This window comes from Streptomyces sp. NPDC001858 (assembly GCF_053594615.1).
In genome coordinates this window covers 1-15,561 of the sequence record NZ_JBSFEV010000062.1, presented here as the reverse complement: position 1 = coordinate 15,561, position 15,561 = coordinate 1, and the positions used below count along the sequence as shown (strand labels likewise).

The 15,561-nt window shown below is 68.7% G+C and carries 15 protein-coding genes and 1 pseudogene; 6 read left to right on the top strand and 10 right to left on the bottom strand.

Annotated elements, in window-relative coordinates; translation table 11 throughout:
* The first annotated feature begins 203 nt into the window (after positions 1 to 203).
* Positions 204 to 1,232, top strand: a complete 1,029-nt coding sequence (locus ACWCPF_RS42590) for a tyrosine-type recombinase/integrase (protein WP_451050524.1) — start codon at positions 204 to 206, stop codon at positions 1,230 to 1,232.
* A 425-nt stretch (positions 1,233 to 1,657) separates the two neighbouring features.
* On the opposite strand, the gene ACWCPF_RS42585 is transcribed toward ACWCPF_RS42590, so the two are convergent.
* The 6 genes from ACWCPF_RS42585 to ACWCPF_RS42560 all read right to left on the bottom strand — a co-directional run bounded on the left by ACWCPF_RS42585 (position 1,658) and on the right by ACWCPF_RS42560 (position 7,448).
* Positions 1,658 to 2,788 carry a tyrosine-type recombinase/integrase gene (locus tag ACWCPF_RS42585; RefSeq protein ID WP_451050523.1) on the bottom strand — a complete coding sequence of 377 codons (1,131 nt, stop codon included), beginning with the start codon at positions 2,786 to 2,788 and terminating at the stop codon, positions 1,658 to 1,660.
* Positions 2,789 to 2,901: 113 nt separating this feature from the next.
* Complete coding sequence (locus ACWCPF_RS42580; RefSeq protein WP_451050541.1) at positions 2,902 to 3,072, bottom strand: helix-turn-helix domain-containing protein; 171 nt, start codon at positions 3,070 to 3,072, stop codon at positions 2,902 to 2,904.
* Positions 3,073 to 3,548: 476 nt separating this feature from the next.
* Positions 3,549 to 4,787 (bottom strand): ABC transporter permease, encoded by a 1,239-nt coding sequence (locus tag ACWCPF_RS42575; protein WP_451050522.1) that lies wholly within the window; start codon positions 4,785 to 4,787, stop codon positions 3,549 to 3,551.
* A complete protein-coding gene (locus ACWCPF_RS42570; RefSeq protein ID WP_451050540.1) occupies positions 4,784 to 5,533 on the bottom strand; it encodes an ABC transporter ATP-binding protein in 750 nt (249 codons plus the stop codon). Before ACWCPF_RS42570 ends, ACWCPF_RS42575 begins: the two co-directional genes overlap by 4 nt.
* A gap of 35 nt (positions 5,534 to 5,568) precedes the next feature.
* Positions 5,569 to 6,765, bottom strand: coding sequence for a hypothetical protein (locus tag ACWCPF_RS42565; protein WP_451050521.1), 1,197 nt, complete (start codon positions 6,763 to 6,765; stop codon positions 5,569 to 5,571).
* Between the two features lie 98 nt (positions 6,766 to 6,863).
* A complete protein-coding gene (locus ACWCPF_RS42560; protein ID WP_451050520.1) occupies positions 6,864 to 7,448 on the bottom strand; it encodes a hypothetical protein in 585 nt (194 codons plus the stop codon).
* A 91-nt stretch (positions 7,449 to 7,539) separates the two neighbouring features.
* On the opposite strand from ACWCPF_RS42560, the gene ACWCPF_RS42555 reads away from it, so the two are divergent.
* Together ACWCPF_RS42555 and ACWCPF_RS42550 are read left to right on the top strand one after the other, a co-directional pair.
* Complete coding sequence (locus ACWCPF_RS42555; RefSeq protein ID WP_451050519.1) at positions 7,540 to 8,241, top strand: response regulator transcription factor; 702 nt, start codon at positions 7,540 to 7,542, stop codon at positions 8,239 to 8,241.
* Positions 8,242 to 8,367: 126 nt separating this feature from the next.
* The gene (locus ACWCPF_RS42550) at positions 8,368 to 10,065 is read left to right on the top strand and encodes a sensor histidine kinase (RefSeq protein WP_451050539.1); all 1,698 of its coding nucleotides are present in this window, start codon (positions 8,368 to 8,370) and stop codon (positions 10,063 to 10,065) included.
* A 20-nt stretch (positions 10,066 to 10,085) separates the two neighbouring features.
* Here ACWCPF_RS42550 and ACWCPF_RS42545 read toward each other — a convergent pair.
* Positions 10,086 to 10,482: pseudogene (locus ACWCPF_RS42545) on the bottom strand (NAD(+)/NADH kinase); the annotation flags it as partial.
* Positions 10,483 to 10,790: 308 nt separating this feature from the next.
* On the opposite strand from ACWCPF_RS42545, the gene ACWCPF_RS42540 reads away from it, so the two are divergent.
* From ACWCPF_RS42540 to ACWCPF_RS42530, 3 genes are all read left to right on the top strand, one after another.
* A complete protein-coding gene (locus ACWCPF_RS42540; RefSeq protein WP_451050518.1) occupies positions 10,791 to 10,985 on the top strand; it encodes a hypothetical protein in 195 nt (64 codons plus the stop codon).
* 968 nt (positions 10,986 to 11,953) lie between these two features.
* Positions 11,954 to 12,403 carry a hypothetical protein gene (locus ACWCPF_RS42535; protein WP_451050517.1) on the top strand — a complete coding sequence of 150 codons (450 nt, stop codon included), beginning with the start codon at positions 11,954 to 11,956 and terminating at the stop codon, positions 12,401 to 12,403.
* Positions 12,396 to 12,779 (top strand): hypothetical protein, encoded by a 384-nt coding sequence (locus tag ACWCPF_RS42530; protein ID WP_451050516.1) that lies wholly within the window; start codon positions 12,396 to 12,398, stop codon positions 12,777 to 12,779. The genes ACWCPF_RS42535 and ACWCPF_RS42530 overlap by 8 nt, the downstream gene beginning before the upstream one ends.
* Before the next feature lie 57 nt (positions 12,780 to 12,836).
* Here ACWCPF_RS42530 and ACWCPF_RS42525 read toward each other — a convergent pair whose 3' ends face one another.
* From ACWCPF_RS42525 to ACWCPF_RS42515, 3 genes are read right to left on the bottom strand one after another with little or no spacing between them, the layout of a single operon-like run.
* Positions 12,837 to 13,502, bottom strand: a complete 666-nt coding sequence (locus tag ACWCPF_RS42525; protein WP_451050515.1) for a TetR/AcrR family transcriptional regulator — start codon at positions 13,500 to 13,502, stop codon at positions 12,837 to 12,839.
* A gap of 43 nt (positions 13,503 to 13,545) precedes the next feature.
* Positions 13,546 to 14,238, bottom strand: coding sequence for an FMN reductase (locus ACWCPF_RS42520; protein WP_451050514.1), 693 nt, complete (start codon positions 14,236 to 14,238; stop codon positions 13,546 to 13,548).
* Positions 14,235 to 15,332, bottom strand: coding sequence for an LLM class flavin-dependent oxidoreductase (locus ACWCPF_RS42515; RefSeq protein ID WP_451050513.1), 1,098 nt, complete (start codon positions 15,330 to 15,332; stop codon positions 14,235 to 14,237). Before ACWCPF_RS42515 ends, ACWCPF_RS42520 begins: the two co-directional genes overlap by 4 nt.
* Between the last annotated feature and the right edge of the window lie 229 nt (positions 15,333 to 15,561).

Below are 15,561 nucleotides of genomic sequence, written 5' to 3'. Positions count from 1 at the left end.
GTTTTTGCAGGTCAGCGCTCTTCTGGCTGGCTGCCGGTCAGCAAACCGTCAGCATCAGTCGGTGGAGTTGGTCGGCCGTGGCGCAGGATTCGTTGGTTCGTGGGATGGGCTCGTTCTTCAAAGAGTGCGAGCATCCGAGGTCGCGGTGGTCGAAGTGTTCCCACCCGTACAAGATCCGGTGCCGGTCGGCGACCGGGAGGCAGGTGGAGGAGGCGGGCTTCTCGACCCAGGACAAGGCCATCGAGCGCCTGTTGGAGATCTACAAGGAGAAGAAGGCGACCCCGCAGGCTCAGACGAAGGCGGAGCGTATCCGCAAGTACGGGGCGATGCGGTTCGAGGAGTATGCCGAGGAGTGGAAGGCCGGGCAACGACACCTGGCCGACGCCTCGGTACGGCACCTCGACTCGCTCCTGGAGCATCATCTCTACCCGGCACTCGGGAGCCGACGGATGGACTCATTCGACCACAAGGTGGTTGACGGCTTCATCCGCTCCATGGAACGCAGCGGTGCTGGTTTGGCCACTCAGGCCAACGCCTTCGACAAGCTGCGTGCGATTCTCCTTGACGCCCAACGGCTCGGTGTCTTTCCCGACAACCCGGTGGTCGGGGTGAAGCCGCCGCAGTACAACCCTGAACGGGCCGTGATCCCGTCTCCCGAACAGTTGCGCGCGATACGCACCGCAGGCGATGACGCGTTCATGTTGATCGTCGACCTGATGAGCGGCTGCGGTATGCGCAACGGTGAGGCGGCGGCGGTGAACCTCAACAACATCGTGGCCGGCGACGTGTATCGAGTCACCGAGCAGGCGGTCCTGTCCACCCGGCAGTACGGGCCTCTCAAACACCGGAAGCCGGGTGAGTACCGCGATGTCCCCCTCCCCGCTCAGGTCAGGGAGACGATCGAGTGGTACGCCGACACGCATGGAACGGTAGACGGCTACCTGCTCCGTCAGGCCACCGATCCCAGCAGGCCGTATCCGCACTGGGGGATGGACAATCAGTGGCGTCGGATCAGGGCGGCAGGCGAAGTGGACATCCCGGAAGGGATGGTGCTCTACGGGAACCGTCACTTCTTCGCGTCGAACTGCCTGAGCAACGGCGTCCCGATCACGGACGTGGCTGAGTGGATGGGACACAAGAGCGTCGACATCACCTTCAAGGTGTACCGGCACCTTATGCCCGGCTCGATCAGCACGGCAGCGAAGGCGCTCAACCGTAGCCTCGCTGATTGAGCAAGAGGCTATGGATGGCTGAGGGGGCGCGTAACGTGGCCGGGATCCGTTGCCTGGTGTCTGCCGGGACGGGATGCTCACGCCGGCGGCCTCATTGCTGAGGGGTGACACTGGTGGGTCCGGTCTTCGAGACCGCAACGGCCCACGCCTCCAAGGCGATCACCGCCTGTCGGCTGCCCTTCGTGGGCCAGCCGCTGGGGTCGGTCACCGGCCGGCACGGACACCGGGACGACGCGAGCGGCAAATCCACCGGCCTGGCCGGTCCGGCGTGGGAGCACAGCGCAGCTCCCACGCCGGACAACGCGGGTTGTCTGCTGGGCGATGCTCCGATTGCGGTGTGCCTGGGCAAGTGCGAAAGGATGCTCTCACGGCGCAATGAGGGGCTACCCGTGCAGATCCGCTCTGCGCCCGCCACCGGCGGGCGGCTACGCGGCGAGGTCCAGATTGAGGACCCTGGCGGCTGTGCTGATCGAGCCGGGCATGAGGTGCCGATAGATCCTGAAGGTGATGTCGATGTTCTTGTGTCCCATCCATTCGGCTACATCGGTGATGGGTATGCCGTGGGTGAGGCAATGGGATGCGAAGAAGTGTCGGAAGCCGTAGATCACCATCCCCTCGGGGATGGCAGCCTGGCTCTTCTCCTTGATGCGCCGCCATTGGTTGCTGAGGCAGTAATGCGGGAGCGTCCGAGACGGATCATTGGGGTGACGCAACAGATAGCCGTCGACGGTGCCGTGCCTCTCGGCGTACCACTCGATGGTTTCCCTGACCCGGGCAGGGAGGGGTACGTCGCGGTACTCGTTCGGCCTGCGGTGCTTGAGGCGGGCGTACTGACCGGTCGTCTGATTGACCTGCTCAGTGATCCGGTAGACATTATCGGCCACGATGTTGCGTAGGTTGACCGCGGCCGCCTCGCCATTGCGCAGGCCGCAACCGCTCATCAGGTCGACGATCAAAACAAACGCGTCATCACCCGCTGCGCGAATTACACGCAACTGCTCTGGTGAGGGGATGATCGCACGCTTGGGGTCATACTGTGGTGCCTTGACCCCCCTGAGGGGACTCTCGTCGTACAGGCCCAGTCGGTGGGCGTCGAGCAGGACGGCTTTGAGCTTGTCGTAGACGTTGGACTGAGTGGCAAGGCCGACGCCGTTGCGTTCCATGGTCTGGATGAACTCATCGACGACCTTGTGGTCGAACGTGTTCATCCGTCGGCTGCCCAGCGCGGGCAATAGATGGTGCTCCATCAGAGATTCCAAGTGACGTACTGAGGCTGGGCCCAAGTCCCGCTGGGCAGCCTTCCACCCGGTGGTGTACTCCTCGAAGCGCATTGCTCCATAGGCGGCTATCCGCGCTGCCTTGGTTTGGGATCGGGGCCCTGCGGCTTTCTTCTCGTTGTAGATCTCTGTCAGGCGCCCGATGGCCTTGTCCTGGGTCGAGAACCCCGACTCCTGCACCTGCTTTCCGGCCACCGACCGGTAGCGGATCTTGTAGAGATGAGCGCACTTCGACCAGCGCGACCGCGGATGCTCGCACGCCTTGAAGAACGAACCCATTCCACGGATCAACGAACGAGACATAGGGGAGGACATCTCCGATTGAGAAATTTACAACGTCTACGGTTGAAATGCTCGGACTGGTTAGTCTGAGCCGACACTTGGCCCTGCTCTTAATGGATGCGCTGCTGCTTAACCCATGTTTCGACTTCTGATACCTTGAATCTAATCTTGGCGTTTCGGCCTGTTCCGAATCTGTACAGTGCGAGGCCGGAAGAGGCGGCATTCCTGTATATCCATGAAACGGATACATTGAGATATTCAGCAGTTTCTTGCAGGGTCATAAACTGTGCTGTCATGGTTCCTTAGGGCTGTGACGCTTTGAGGGCAGCACGTCGATTCCGTCGGCTGCCGTGCCTTGACGGTTCCATGATCTGGCTCTTCGCCGGTTTGGCCAACCGGCGAACACCCGCTATATTCCGTGCCGCTGAGGTCCTGAAAGTTGCTGTGTTCGCCGAAGGGTCGACCAGCTGCCGCTGAGCAACGATCCTGTGATCGGGAGCTATCGGGTGATTCCGCGGATGGCGCGCTTCTCGGGTGACGCGGGCGCCTCGGCCCGCGCCGCTCGTGGGCCAGGACACGCAGGAGGTGCTGAACGAGTTGCAAGGGCTCGAGGAATCAGCATCGATTGCTGCCTCGGAGCGCTCGCTCGACTGATTGGCGGGGTACGAGAACAGTTGCCTCCCTCCCCTCACCGGGTCCGGTGGCGCCCATGTGAGAGTCGTCCATGAGTGCGGTGCGGACCGGCAGGGGTGAACGGTCACGCTGTCGCCAGGGCCTCCGTCGGGGTGAGGCGGGAGGCCCTGATGGAGGGGTAGACACCGGCGGCCATGCCGATCAGGAGTGCGCCGCCGATGCCGCCGGCCACCGCCGGGAGCGGGATCACCGGGGGCCAGCCCTGGTAGGCGGCGTAGCCGACGGTTGCCAGGACGCCGAGCACGGTGCCGGCCAGGCCGCCGAGGCAGGACAGGGCCACGGACTCGGTGAGGAACTGGCTGCGGATCTGGCCCCTGTTGGCGCCCAGCGCCCGCCGCAGGCCGATCTCCTTGCGGCGTTCGAGGACCGAGATGACCATGGTGTTGGCCACACCGATCCCGCCCACCAGCAGGGCCACTCCGGCGAGGCCGAGGAAGAGGGCGGAGAACGTCGTCTCGGTGGCGCGCTTGGCCGCGAGGGCGTCGGACGGGCGGCTGACCTGCACCATGCCGGGCAGTTCGGGGTGGATGGTCGGGGCGAGGACGTCACGGACGGCCTCGATGCCGTCCTCCCTGGCCTTGACGTAGATGACGGTGGGGTGGCCGGTGAAGCCCAGTTGGGTACGTGCCGCGTCCCAGCCGACCAGCACCGAGCGGTCGATGTCGGGCGAGAGCGGGGTCGGGGCGAGCACGCCGATGACCGTGAACCAGCGGTGGTTGACGTAGATCTGCGGGGCGGGCTGCCCCGGGACCACCTGCACGATGCCCATCCGGGTGGCGGCCACCGAGCCGAGGACAGCCGTAGGGAACCGCTCGGTGCTCGTGCTGAGGAAACGTCCGGACTGGACCTCGGCGTTGATCGCCTCCAACAGGTCGGTACGGCTGGCCAGTACGGCCAGGCCCGTGTAGTCGTTGGCGTCGGCGTGGTCGTTGCGGTACACCTCGGCATGGGTGTTGGCGACCGCGCTGGCCACCGTGACCGGTCCGATCCGGTGGACCATGTCCACCGACTGGGGCGGCAGTTGGACCGGCGGATTCTGGTTGGGGACCGGTACGGCCTGGAGCATGTTGGTGCCCAGCGCGGAGAGCTGGTCCATCAACGCCTTCTGGCTGGACGCCGGGATCCCGGTCACCACGATCATCGTGGCGATGCCGATCGAGATGCCCAGCGCGGAGAGCGCCGCGCGCACCTTGCGGGTGTGGATGCCGAGCAGTCCCAGCCGCAGGATGTCCAGCGGGGCCAGTCGCACCGGCCTGGTGTCGGCGACGTCCGGGACGGCGGGCCGCTTCGGTGTGGTGGTCATGGCCGGCGTTCCCCATAGGTGTCGGTGAGGGTGTCCGTACGGATGGCGAGGGTGTCCTCGGTGAGGCCGCCGGTCCGGATGGCGAGGGTGTCGTCGTCGAGGCCGCCGGTGCGGATGTCGGCGACCAGGCGGCCGTCGAGGATCTCCAGCCTGCGGGGCAGCTGCGCCGCGATCTCCCGGTCGTGGGTGATGATCGCGATGGTGGTGCCCTCGTCGTTCAGCGTGGTCAACAGGTCCAGTACGGCACGGCCGTTGGCGGTGTCCAGGGCGCCGGTGGGCTCGTCCGCGAGCACCAGGGCCGGGCGGTTGACGAGCGCGCGGGCGATCGCCACCCGCTGCCGTTCGCCGCCGGAGAGTTGGTTGGGCAGATGCGCGGCGCGGCGCGCGAGGCCGACCCGGGCCAGCGCCTCGCTGGCAAGCGGGCGGCGTTGCCGGCGCGGCACCCCGGCGTAGAGCAGGCCGGTGGCCACGTTCTCGGCGGCGGTCAGTCCGTCGGTGAGGTGGAACTGCTGGAACACAAAGCCGAGTTGGCGCCCGCGCAGGGCGGAGAGCCGACGGTCGGAGAGGGTCGCGACATCGTGCCCGCCGATCTCCACGGTGCCGCTGGTCGGCCGATCCAGGGTGCCCATGATGTTCAGCAGGGTCGACTTGCCGGACCCCGACGGGCCGACGATGGCGAGCAGTTCGCCCTCCTCGACGGCGAGCGACACACCGTCCAGGGCCTTCACCCCGCCGGGGTAGGCCATGCCCGCGTCGATCACGGCCAGCACCGGTCGGGTCCTCACGAGGTGGTCACCACCTTCAGCCCGGCCGTGACGCCGGTGCCGCTGACCTCCACCAGCCCCTTGGCGAACATCCCGGTCTTCACCGCGATCAGCCGCCCGGCGGGAAGCTGGACGGCGTAGCCGCCCTCGCTCAGCGCCAGCAGCGCGCCGACCGGTACGGCGAGCACGCCCTTGTGGGCCTCCGAGGTGAACGCCACCTGCACGGGGGCGGAGGTCAGCTTCCGTACGGTCCCGGTGTCGGGCACCGAGACGGTGACCGTGAACTGGGCGGGGGCCGCACCGCTGGTGTCGCCCTCCTGGGCCTCGGCCGTGGCGCCGACGACCTCGACGGTTCCCTTCACGGTGGAGTTGTCCGGCAGGGTCACCGTGACCCGGTCGCCCCGGGACATCGTGCCGACCTGGGTCGCGTCCACCGGTATCGACACCTTCTTGGCGGTCGAACTGACCGTCATCAGGCTCCCGTTGGCGGCATCACCGGTCTGAGCCTGCACCGAGCCGACCCGGACCGCGCCGCCCTGTACGGTGACGTCCCCGATGCCCAGCACCCCGGTGGCGGGCATCCCGGCGTAGGCCTGCCAGCGGCTGATCGCGTCGATCAGCTCGGCGGTGAGCACCCCGTCGCCCGCCTTGACCTTGACCTGGACGGGGGTCGTGGTGGGGGCCGGGGCCGCGCTCGTGGAGGGGGCGGCGGACGGGCCGGACGCGCTGCCGTCGGCCGGTTGAGCCGGTTCAGCCGGTTCGGCTTCGGTTTCGGCTTCGGCCGGGTGCTGGGTGACCCAGGTGCCCACCGTCGGTTGCGTGCCGATGTCGTAGCCGAGCTTCGTGAGGTTGTCGGCGATCACCCGGACGTCGGGGCCCGTGGTGCCCCTGGCGTTCAGCGTGCGGTACAGAGGTGTGCCGCCGTAGAACACCGGCACCGGGACGTTGTCCACCTTGTACAGCGTGCCGCCCCGGGAGACCGTCGCCCCGGGCGCGGGCAGCCAGGTGATCAGTCCGGCCTTGCCTCCCTTGACCGGTGGGGCCGTGCCGTAGCCGAGGGTTCCGCTCACTGTCAGGGCGTTGGACAGGTCCGTCCGGGTCACCGTCGCGGTGCCGACGCTCGCCGTGTCACCGGCCGTCGTGCCCGGTTTCGTGTTCCCGTCCTGCCATGCGGTGATGCCCAGCGCAGCCGCGGTGATACCGGCGAGCGCCACGGCACCGATCTTGAGCCGGCGCCTTCCGCGCCGCGGGCGGGTGCCGTCGAGGTCGTCGCTGCTCGGGCCGCCCGCAGGGACGGAGTGCGCGGCCCGCCTCACTGGTATGCCTCCAGCTTGCACTGCCCGTCGAGCGTCTCCTGGTCGGACTGGCTCATGGTCGGAGTCCCGTCGTAGCTCCAGCCGGAGCCGTCGGACTGCCCCTTGACCTTCAGGCCTCCGGCGTTGAGGCAGCGGATGTACTCGCGGAAGCCGTCCAGGTACTTCGGGTTCTTCACCGGATCCAACTCCGGTGCCTGGAGCGGCAGTTTGGGGAGGCAGGCCTTGACGGCGGCGGGGTTCTCGTCAGAGCTGCCCGATGGGTACCACTGGCTCGACCCCGACTTGTACCCGCCCTCGACACCGTGGTCGCGCAGGCAGTCGAAATAGATGCCCCGCAGCCGTGCCTCCTCCGCGGGAGAGGTGTCCAGCCTCAGCTGGGGACGGCCTGATTCGGAGCTCGCGTCCGGCGTCTGCGAGCCGCTCGCGCTCGGCTTGGCGATGGAGGCGACACCCTTGTCCTGGGACGCGGTGTTTCCGTCTCCGCCGGAGCCGCCGCCGCACGCGGCGAGGAACGGAAGGGCCACCGCCGCGCAGAGGCCTGTGAGGACGGCGGACCGCCGTCGTTGAGTGAGGTTCGACATGGCGGCATCGTGGCCGGAGAATATGAAGATCCTGTCATGCTGCCGTCAGGCTCGTGTCTGGTGCCGCGGCGGCGACCTTAGGGTGAGCTCCGTGAACGCATATGTCCTGGTGGCCGAGGACGACGTCAAACAGGCCGAGGTGATTCGCCGTTATCTCACCAGCGAGGGCCACTCCGCCGTGATCGTCCACGACGGACGCGCGGCGATCGACGAGGTGCGGCGTCGGCAGCCGGATCTGCTCGTCCTCGACGTCATGATGCCCCTGGTCGACGGTCTGGACGTGTGCCGTGTGCTGCGCCGGGAGTGCGATGTGCCGGTGCTGATGCTCACCGCCCGCAGTACGGAGGAGGACCTGCTGATCGCCCTCGACCTGGGCGCCGACGACTACATGACCAAGCCGTACAGCCCGAGGGAGTTGATGGCCCGGATCCGTACCCTCCTGCGACGCACGCGCGCCGCGACGGCGGCGCCGGGCGATCCGGTGGTGCGGGTCGGCGCGATCGCCATTGACCCGGTGCGCCGGACCGTCGACCTCGACGGACGTCAAGTGGTGTGCACGCCCGGGGAGTTCGAGATCCTCGCCGCGATGGGAGCCGAACCCGAGCGGGTCTTCACCCGGCGCCAACTGCTCGCCCTGACCCGTGGGTTCGACCGCTACATAACGGAGCGGACCATCGACGTGCACATCCTCAACCTGCGCAAGAAGATAGAGGCCGTCCCCCGCAAACCGGCCTATCTCCAGACCGTGTACGGCGTCGGCTACAAGCTCGTGGACGGCAGCCGTGCGCGCTGAGCCGGCGGCCGGCGCCGGGACGGAGACCGGTCCCCGGTGACCGGGGAGGCGGCGCCCAGGACCAGGGTCCGGGCCAAAGTGCCCCTGCACAGGAGCCTGGTGGTCCGGCTGCTGGCCACATCGGTGATGATCGCCGTCTGCTCGGTCGCGGCCACCGCCTGGCTTGCCGCGCGCACCACCAGCAGCGCCATCCAGCAGGAGCAGGGACAACTCCTGTCGTCCGACACCGAGATCTATGACACGCTGATCGGTTACGCCGCTGTCCACCCGAACTGGAACGGCGTCGCCCCCACCCTGCGCAGCCTCGCCGAACGCACCGGACGCCGGATCACCCTGACCACCCAGAACGGTCTGACCATCGCGGCGTCGTCCGCCACCACCGCCGTACTCCCCACCCGGACATCGGCGGTCGTCGACCCCCTGCACACCGACCCGGCCCTGCTGTCCGGCGGTGAGACGGACCGGATCGACCCCCGTGCCGTCGGCCCGTACCGGCTGACCGCCGTCGAGCGGAAGAAGCTGCGCGACTGGGCGGGCAAGATCGTCTCCTGTCTGCGCGCCACGACCGGTGCCGTCACCCTCACCGAGGGGCCGAGCGGCCGCCCCGCCATCAAGCTCCCCGACAGCGCCCTGGACGGGTCCTCCGTGGACCCGGCATGCGGTCTCGACCAGTTCGGCGGTCCCGTCTCGACCGAGGTCGGGCCGCTCAAGCGGCTCAATGCCATGGTCAACGACTGCCTGAAGCGCGAGAAGCAGCCAGTCGCGAAGTTCGGCATGGACTTCGTCATCGTGACGAAGGGCGCCAGCGAGCCCGCCCTGACCTGCCTGGACACCGCCCGCCGCGACCAGCTCACCCCCTATGTGGCACCGGCCGCGCTGCTGTACGTCACCACCCCGGCCGGAGCGGTCGCCCCCGTCTTCCACCTCTCCGCCGCCAACACCGCCCGCATCGCCGGTGTCGCTGGGCTGGTGCTGCTGGCCACCGTGGCCGTCACCGTGGTGGTCGGCACCCGGCTGGTCCGGCCGCTGCGCGCGCTGGCCGACGCCGCCCGCCGCCCGGTGGAGGAACACCAGCGGGTGCCAGTGACCACTAACGACGAGATCGGCTATCTCGCCGCCGCCTTCAACGACCTCTCCCAGCGCCGCGAACGGGTGGAGGACCAGCGCAGGGCGATGGTCAGCGATGTCGCCCACGAACTGCGCACTCCGCTCAGCACCATCCGCAGCTGGCTCGAAGCGGTCCAGGACGGCATCGCAACCTCCGACCAAGCCCTCGTCGACTCCCTGCTCGAAGAGGCGCTGCTGCTCCAGCACATCGTCGACGACCTGCAGGACCTCGCGGAGGCCGACGCGGGCCAGCTGCGCATCCACCCCGAACCCCTGCGCGTACGCGACCTGCTCGACCACGTCGCCACCGTCCACCACGGCCGCGCCGAGACCGCCGGCGTGGCCCTCACCACCCGGACCGAGGGCGACCTGGAGCTGTCCGGCGATCCCGTACGGCTGCGGCAGGTCGTCGGCAACCTGGTGTCCAACGCACTACGGCACACCCCGCCCGGCGGTAGCGTCACCCTGCGGGCCCGCCGGGCCGGGGACGACGTCACGATCGAGGTCGCCGACACCGGTACCGGTATCCCGGCCGAGGATCTGCCCCGGGTCTTCGACCGGTTCTGGCGGGCCGAGAAGTCCCGCAGCCGACGCACCGGCGGCAGCGGCCTCGGCCTCGCCATCGTGCGACGGCTCACCGAGGCACACGGCGGAACGGTGACGGTGACCAGCACCGTCGGCGTCGGCACGGTCTTCGTCGTCCGGCTTCCCGGGTGAGTATCCCAGCGCGCGTCGGTCGGCGGCGGCAGGCGCATCCCGGCGGGGTCCGGCGGGACCGGGGGTCCGGGCTGAAGAACGGTTCCGAGGGCCCGTCCTGGGCGTTGGCGCGGGCATCGGTGAGCCGGAACCGGTCTCGCAGCTGGCCGAAGGAATCGGTGGGGCGCAAGCGGATGAGGCGAACGCGCTGGGGGGCGCGGAAAACGCCGATCCAATCGCCGGGTCCAGGACGCCGCGCAGCTGGCCGTCGACGCTGACGGCGGCCTGTCCGGAGTGGGGCAGTTCGCGCAGGCCGACAGCTTCGTCGGGGGCAGCGATCACGCTGCGGTTGAACGTCATGTGCTGGGCGATCGGGGTGAAGACGACGGCGTCCGTACGAGGTGGCAGGACGGGTTCCCCAACGGCGAAGCTGTAGGCCGGGGGGTTTCATTCCGGAGCGGGTGACGAGAATCGAAAGGACTGGCCTTGCGCATCGGCGTGGACCGGGTGTCGACCGCGGCGTCCGTCATCGTGCCGTCCATCGCCGCCATCGACCCGTCGCCCCAGGACCGCACAAGTCCAGGTTGAGGTGGGCATCGACGACGTCGGCGCCCGCTGGGCCGGGTTCTCGGGCGTGCAGTGGCGTTTGGCGATCGCGGCGTGCTCGTGTGCTGAGATGTGCTGAGACCGTGCTCATTTGCCGGGCGGCCTGCGTGGCGTTGAGGCCGGATCGGTGGGTGAACGCGGTGACCACGTACCTGGCCGGCGGGTTCTTCAGCTTCGGCTCCGAACCTGCGCCACCAGCCGGTCCGGTGCGCCGTCCGGGCGACGTGCTCCAGAATGCCCAGGGCGGGCAGCCGCTGGTCCTGCTCCGCCTCAAGAGCGGCGGCGGAGGAAGTGCGGTCGCGGCCACCGCGCCGTGTGAACGAGGGCACCCCTGACGCCGCGGCCACTTCTTCGAGGCGCCACCCTTGAGATCTGGCATGCGGGAACGGGGAGAAGCGACGTCGGAGAGGTAGCGGTAGTGCGGCAGCGTCACGGGGGTGGGCCGGGGACTCGATGGCGCCCATCTGGGCCATGCCGGTGCGGATATAGGGGTCCCCGGAGGTCTTGGTCTGGTGTGGCCGGCTCTCCGTAGCGTTCCCGGGTCACACTCCCGATCACCGCGGGCATCCGGTCAACCCCCGGTGGACCTGGGTGCGGCACCTTGTCCAGGCCGTCAACTTGCCCCGACAGGCCGTCGCTTCGCACCATCCAGCCGACTCCAGGCACCTGCGACGGGCGCACGGCCCCGCAGCGAAGCACTGTGACAGGCCGCCGAACGCGCGGTTTCCCACAACCCGGTGTCCACCGCGCGCCGCCTGTCCCAGGCCCGTTTGCGGCAGGCGGGAGTGCAGTGCACTGACGTCCCGCACTCCGGGCAGCCGGCCGTCACGCGGGCCCCCTCGGCCCTTCGCCCTCGCCCGCCGCGTCCGCCGCCGGGGCCTGAACCCCTGAAAGGATCGTGCAATCCGGATAAAATCGACTCACGCACGAACCTGCCGCTCGGCTCGGGGAAGCCGGCGTCAGCCGAGCGTCCGTCAGGTCAATGGAGTGCAGAGGGGGGCGCGTGGTCAGTTCGCGAAGGCCGGAGAGAACGCGGAGCGACGTTGGCCGGCAGCAGGTAGGACAACACGTCGTCCAGGCGCCGACGCCTCAGGAAACCGAGCCTCCGAGCAGGGGCGCAGTCGTCCCCATGCCGACTTCGGAGAGCCAACACCAGCGCGGAACCTTGGCAGCGGGCGGAGTGCACCGCACCCAAGGCGCTGCTGTACCTCAGCGGGCGCACCGTGTCTCAGAGATCCGTGACTCGGAGTCGAATCTCGAGGCGGAAGCGGACCAGGAGAGAGCGCAGGTGCCGGGCGCCGGGATGAGTGAGGTGTCCAGGCCCGCCGTCCCGACGGAGGTTCACCAGCACTTCGTCGTGTTCAGGAAGGCCGTGAGGGGAAGCCAAATTGCCGTCAACAACGGCAGCGTCCACCAACATCAGGTCATCCATCAGGTCATCGGCTCGCAACAGATCACACTTCCCGAAGTGCAGGCCATGGTGGACGCCGTCCGCCGGCTCGGTGTGAGTCCGGCGATGTTCGAAGCCGTGCGGCAGGCTGCACAAACCCTCAGGCGCGAGCTTGGACAACCCTCACCCGACCCCGTACGGCTGAGCGGGGCTATCACGCGCTTGGCCACCGTGACGGTGACCGCATTGGACGCGGCTGCTGAGCAGGGCACGCCCCAGGCCGCTGAACTGGCCAGCATCCTGCGCCCGCTCCTGCCCACTACCCCCGGTGTTTCTGCGGAGGAGGGGGAGTTCCATGGCTGACACCAGCGGTCCGGTGTTTCATGGGCCGGTACACAACAGCCAGATCGCGTGGGGTAACCACGATGTGGTACAGAACCAGCACCTCAGCTCCGGTCGTGGCCTCGAAGACCTCCAGGCCAGCGTGCAAGCTCTGCTGGACAGGCTCGGCGAGCTCGGCCTGTCGCCCGGCGACGCAGCGGTCCTCCGCGCGGACGCCGGCGAACTCTTGGAGGAGGCGTCGGCCCAAGCCCCCGACCCGGGGCGCCTGCACCGGCTGTACGAGCGGATCAGGGTCGTCCTCGGAGCGCTCGCCACCGGGGCGGTTACCGGCGCCGGGGCTGGTGCGGCCGAGCTTGCGCACACGATGCTGGCAGACCTCCAGCAGGCTCTTCCATAGAAAAGGGCGGCAGTTCGGCTGCCCGTCCATCGATGCCGAACCGAACGGCAAGTCAGATCACCCTGGGCTCTTCACGATCTTCACCAGGTTGCGCCATCCGGTTTCGAGGCGTTCTTGCGGCATTTGGCGTTCGTGTGTGAGGTGGCTGAGGAGGGCGGTGTCGAGGTAGGCCATGAGTGATTCGGTGAGCAGTTCCAGGTCGCCCTCGGTGCCCGTCTCCTGCAGCAGAGAGGCGATGTGGGCGCGGCGGAGACGGATGGGTGGGGCGGTGAGACGGCGCTCGGGTGGTGGGGCGGCCGCCAGAGCGAGCTCCCGGTGGGCCAGCAGGTAGCTGATCGTGGCCACGCCGAAAGCCTCCAGCCGCTCGGCTGCAGGGGCGCCCGGGCCGAGCGGCGGCGGGCCGGTCAGGAACGACGCCTGGTAGGCCTGCTCGGCGCGGTCGAGCAGCGCCATCAGAAGTCTGGACCGGTCGCCGAAATGCCGGAAGACGGTGCCCTTGCCCACCGAGGCGGTACGCGCGACCGCGTCCATGGTGACGTGCTCGACGCCGTCCTCGGCCACCAGCCGGGCCGCGGCCTCCAGCAGACGCGCGCGGTTGCGTACGGCGTCGGCGCGCATCGGCCGGCCGGACCGCGCGGGCTGTCCGGCGGGCGCGGCTGCGTCCGGGGAGGTCAACCGCGTAGGCGTGGCCGCCTCGACGGGGAGCGGGGCGGCTGGAGTCATGGCCTTTCCTCGACGTAGTGGCCGGATGAGGGGAGACGGCCGCTCATCGGCTGGGAATTCCCCCGGGCGATGCGCCTTGGGCGGGTCGCAGCGCCTGCAACTGCTGTGCGAACGGTACGACGGCGGTGGTGTCGTCCGACGTCGTCCGGGCGGCAGAACCGGCACGCCCGCGCATCAGCCCGGCCAACTCGTCGGCCGCCCGCACGATCCGGTTGGGGAGTGTGTCGGTGAGAGGGTCGCCGTTGCCGCCCCAGTCCTCGGACGCCGCGTACACCGCGGTCGGTACGACGACCGCGCGCAGGTAGGCGAAGAGCGGACGCAGCGCGTGCTCCAGGGCAAGCGAGTGCCGTGCCGTCCCGCCGGTCGCCGCGGCCAGCACGGGCTTGCGGGTGAGGGCGTCGTTGTCGATGACGTCGAAGAACGACTTGAAGAGCCCGCTGTACGACGCTGAGAAGACCGGGGTGACGGCGATCAGTCCGTCCGCCGAGGTGACCGTCTCGATGGCTTCCTCAAGGGTGGGGGAGGGGAAGCCGGTGACGAGGTTGTTGGCGATGTCGGCTGCGAGGTCGCGCAGTTCGATGAAGTGGATCTCGACCTCGCGTCCGGCGCCGGCCAGTTGCGTGCGGACCGACTCGCTCAGCCGGTCGGCCAGCAGGCGCGTGGAGGAGGGCACGCTCAGGCCGGCCGACACGACCGCAAGGTGCAGCGGCTCGACGGTGTTCGCGTTCGTGTTCACTTGGCCACCTCCTCGGAGTCCGCGGTGCGCCGGGCGAGCAGGGATGCGTGGGTGGGGGCGTCCGGAACGTCGGCGGGGCGCGCGGAGGCGAACTCCTTGCGCAGCGTGGGGAGGACTTCCTCGCCGAGCAGGTCGAGCTGTTCCAGGACGGTCTTGAGCGGAAGTCCGGCCATGTCGATGTTGAACATCTGGCGCTGGTAGTGGCCGAAGTGGTCGCGGAAGGACAGTGTCTTGTCGATGACCTCCTGCGGGCTGCCGACGGTCAGCGAGGTCTGCGCCATGTACTGCTCCATCGACGGGCCGCCGCCGTAGACGGGGGAGTTGTCGAAGTAGGGGCGGTACTCGCGCACCGCGTCCTGGGAGTTCCGGCGCACGAAGACATGGCCGCCGGCTCCCACGATGGCCTGTTCCTGGGTGCCGTGGCCGTAGTGGGCGTAGCGCTCGCGGTAGAGGTTGATCAGCTTCGTGAAGTGGTTCATGGGGCCGAAGAGGTTGTTCACGAAGAAGCCGTCGCCGTAGTACGCGGCCTGTTCGGCGATCTCGGGGCTGCGCACGGAGCCGTGCCACACGAAGGGCGGGACGCCGTCCAGGGGACGGGGCGTCGAGGTGAAACCCTGGAGCGGGGTGCGGAACCTGCCTTCCCAGTCGACGACGTCCTCGCGCCACAACTTGTGCAGCAGCGCGTAGTTCTCGACGGCGAGCGGGATGCCCTGGCGGATGTCCTTGCCGAACCAGGGATAGACGGGGCCGGTGTTGCCGCGGCCCATCATCAGGTCCACGCGGCCGTCGGCGAGGTGCTGGAGCACCGCGTAGTCCTCGGCGATCTTCACCGGGTCGTTGGTGGTGATCAGCGTGGTCGACGTCGACAGGATGATCCGGTCGGTCCGCGCGGCGATGTTGCTGAGCAGGGTGGTCGGTGAGGAGGCGACGAACGGCGGGTTGTGGTGCTCACCGGTCGCGAAGACGTCGAAGCCGACCTCTTCGGCCTTGACCGCGGTGGCGACCATCGCCTTGAGTCGCTCGTGCTCGGTGCGGGTCCGGCCCTCGACGGGGTCGGTCGTGACGTCACCGATGCTGAAGATGCCGAACTGCATGGAGCCCTCCCGGGCGAGAGAAGTGCTGGTGGAGCGGGGTGGGGAGGGGGTGGGCGGTGCTTGCCCCCGCCCCACGCCGTGGTGCTGGTTCAGCTCTGGGGGAGGAGTTCCATGACGATGTTGATGATCTTGCCGCCGTTTTCGGTGGTCCAGTTGTGGGCGAGTTCGGCGAGGAGTTGGTTGGTGGAGGTGATGGTGGCGCCGGCCTTGTCCATGCGGCGGATGGCGA

Coding starts and splice junctions, on each gene's coding strand:
- ACWCPF_RS42585 (WP_451050523.1), bottom strand. CDS start 2,788: ATGGGTTCGTTCTTCAAGGCGTGCGAGCATCCGCGGTCGCGCTGGTCG.
- ACWCPF_RS42580 (WP_451050541.1), bottom strand. CDS start 3,072: ATGACCCTGCAAGAAACTGCTGAATATCTCAATGTATCCGTTTCATGG.
- ACWCPF_RS42575 (WP_451050522.1), bottom strand. CDS start 4,787: ATGACCACCACACCGAAGCGGCCCGCCGTCCCGGACGTCGCCGACACC.
- ACWCPF_RS42570 (WP_451050540.1), bottom strand. CDS start 5,533: ATGGCCTACCCCGGCGGGGTGAAGGCCCTGGACGGTGTGTCGCTCGCC.
- ACWCPF_RS42560 (WP_451050520.1), bottom strand. CDS start 7,448: ATGTCGAACCTCACTCAACGACGGCGGTCCGCCGTCCTCACAGGCCTC.
- ACWCPF_RS42550 (WP_451050539.1), top strand. CDS start 8,368: ATGATCGCCGTCTGCTCGGTCGCGGCCACCGCCTGGCTTGCCGCGCGC.
- ACWCPF_RS42535 (WP_451050517.1), top strand. CDS start 11,954: ATGAGTGAGGTGTCCAGGCCCGCCGTCCCGACGGAGGTTCACCAGCAC.
- ACWCPF_RS42530 (WP_451050516.1), top strand. CDS start 12,396: ATGGCTGACACCAGCGGTCCGGTGTTTCATGGGCCGGTACACAACAGC.
- ACWCPF_RS42525 (WP_451050515.1), bottom strand. CDS start 13,502: ATGACTCCAGCCGCCCCGCTCCCCGTCGAGGCGGCCACGCCTACGCGG.
- ACWCPF_RS42515 (WP_451050513.1), bottom strand. CDS start 15,332: ATGCAGTTCGGCATCTTCAGCATCGGTGACGTCACGACCGACCCCGTC.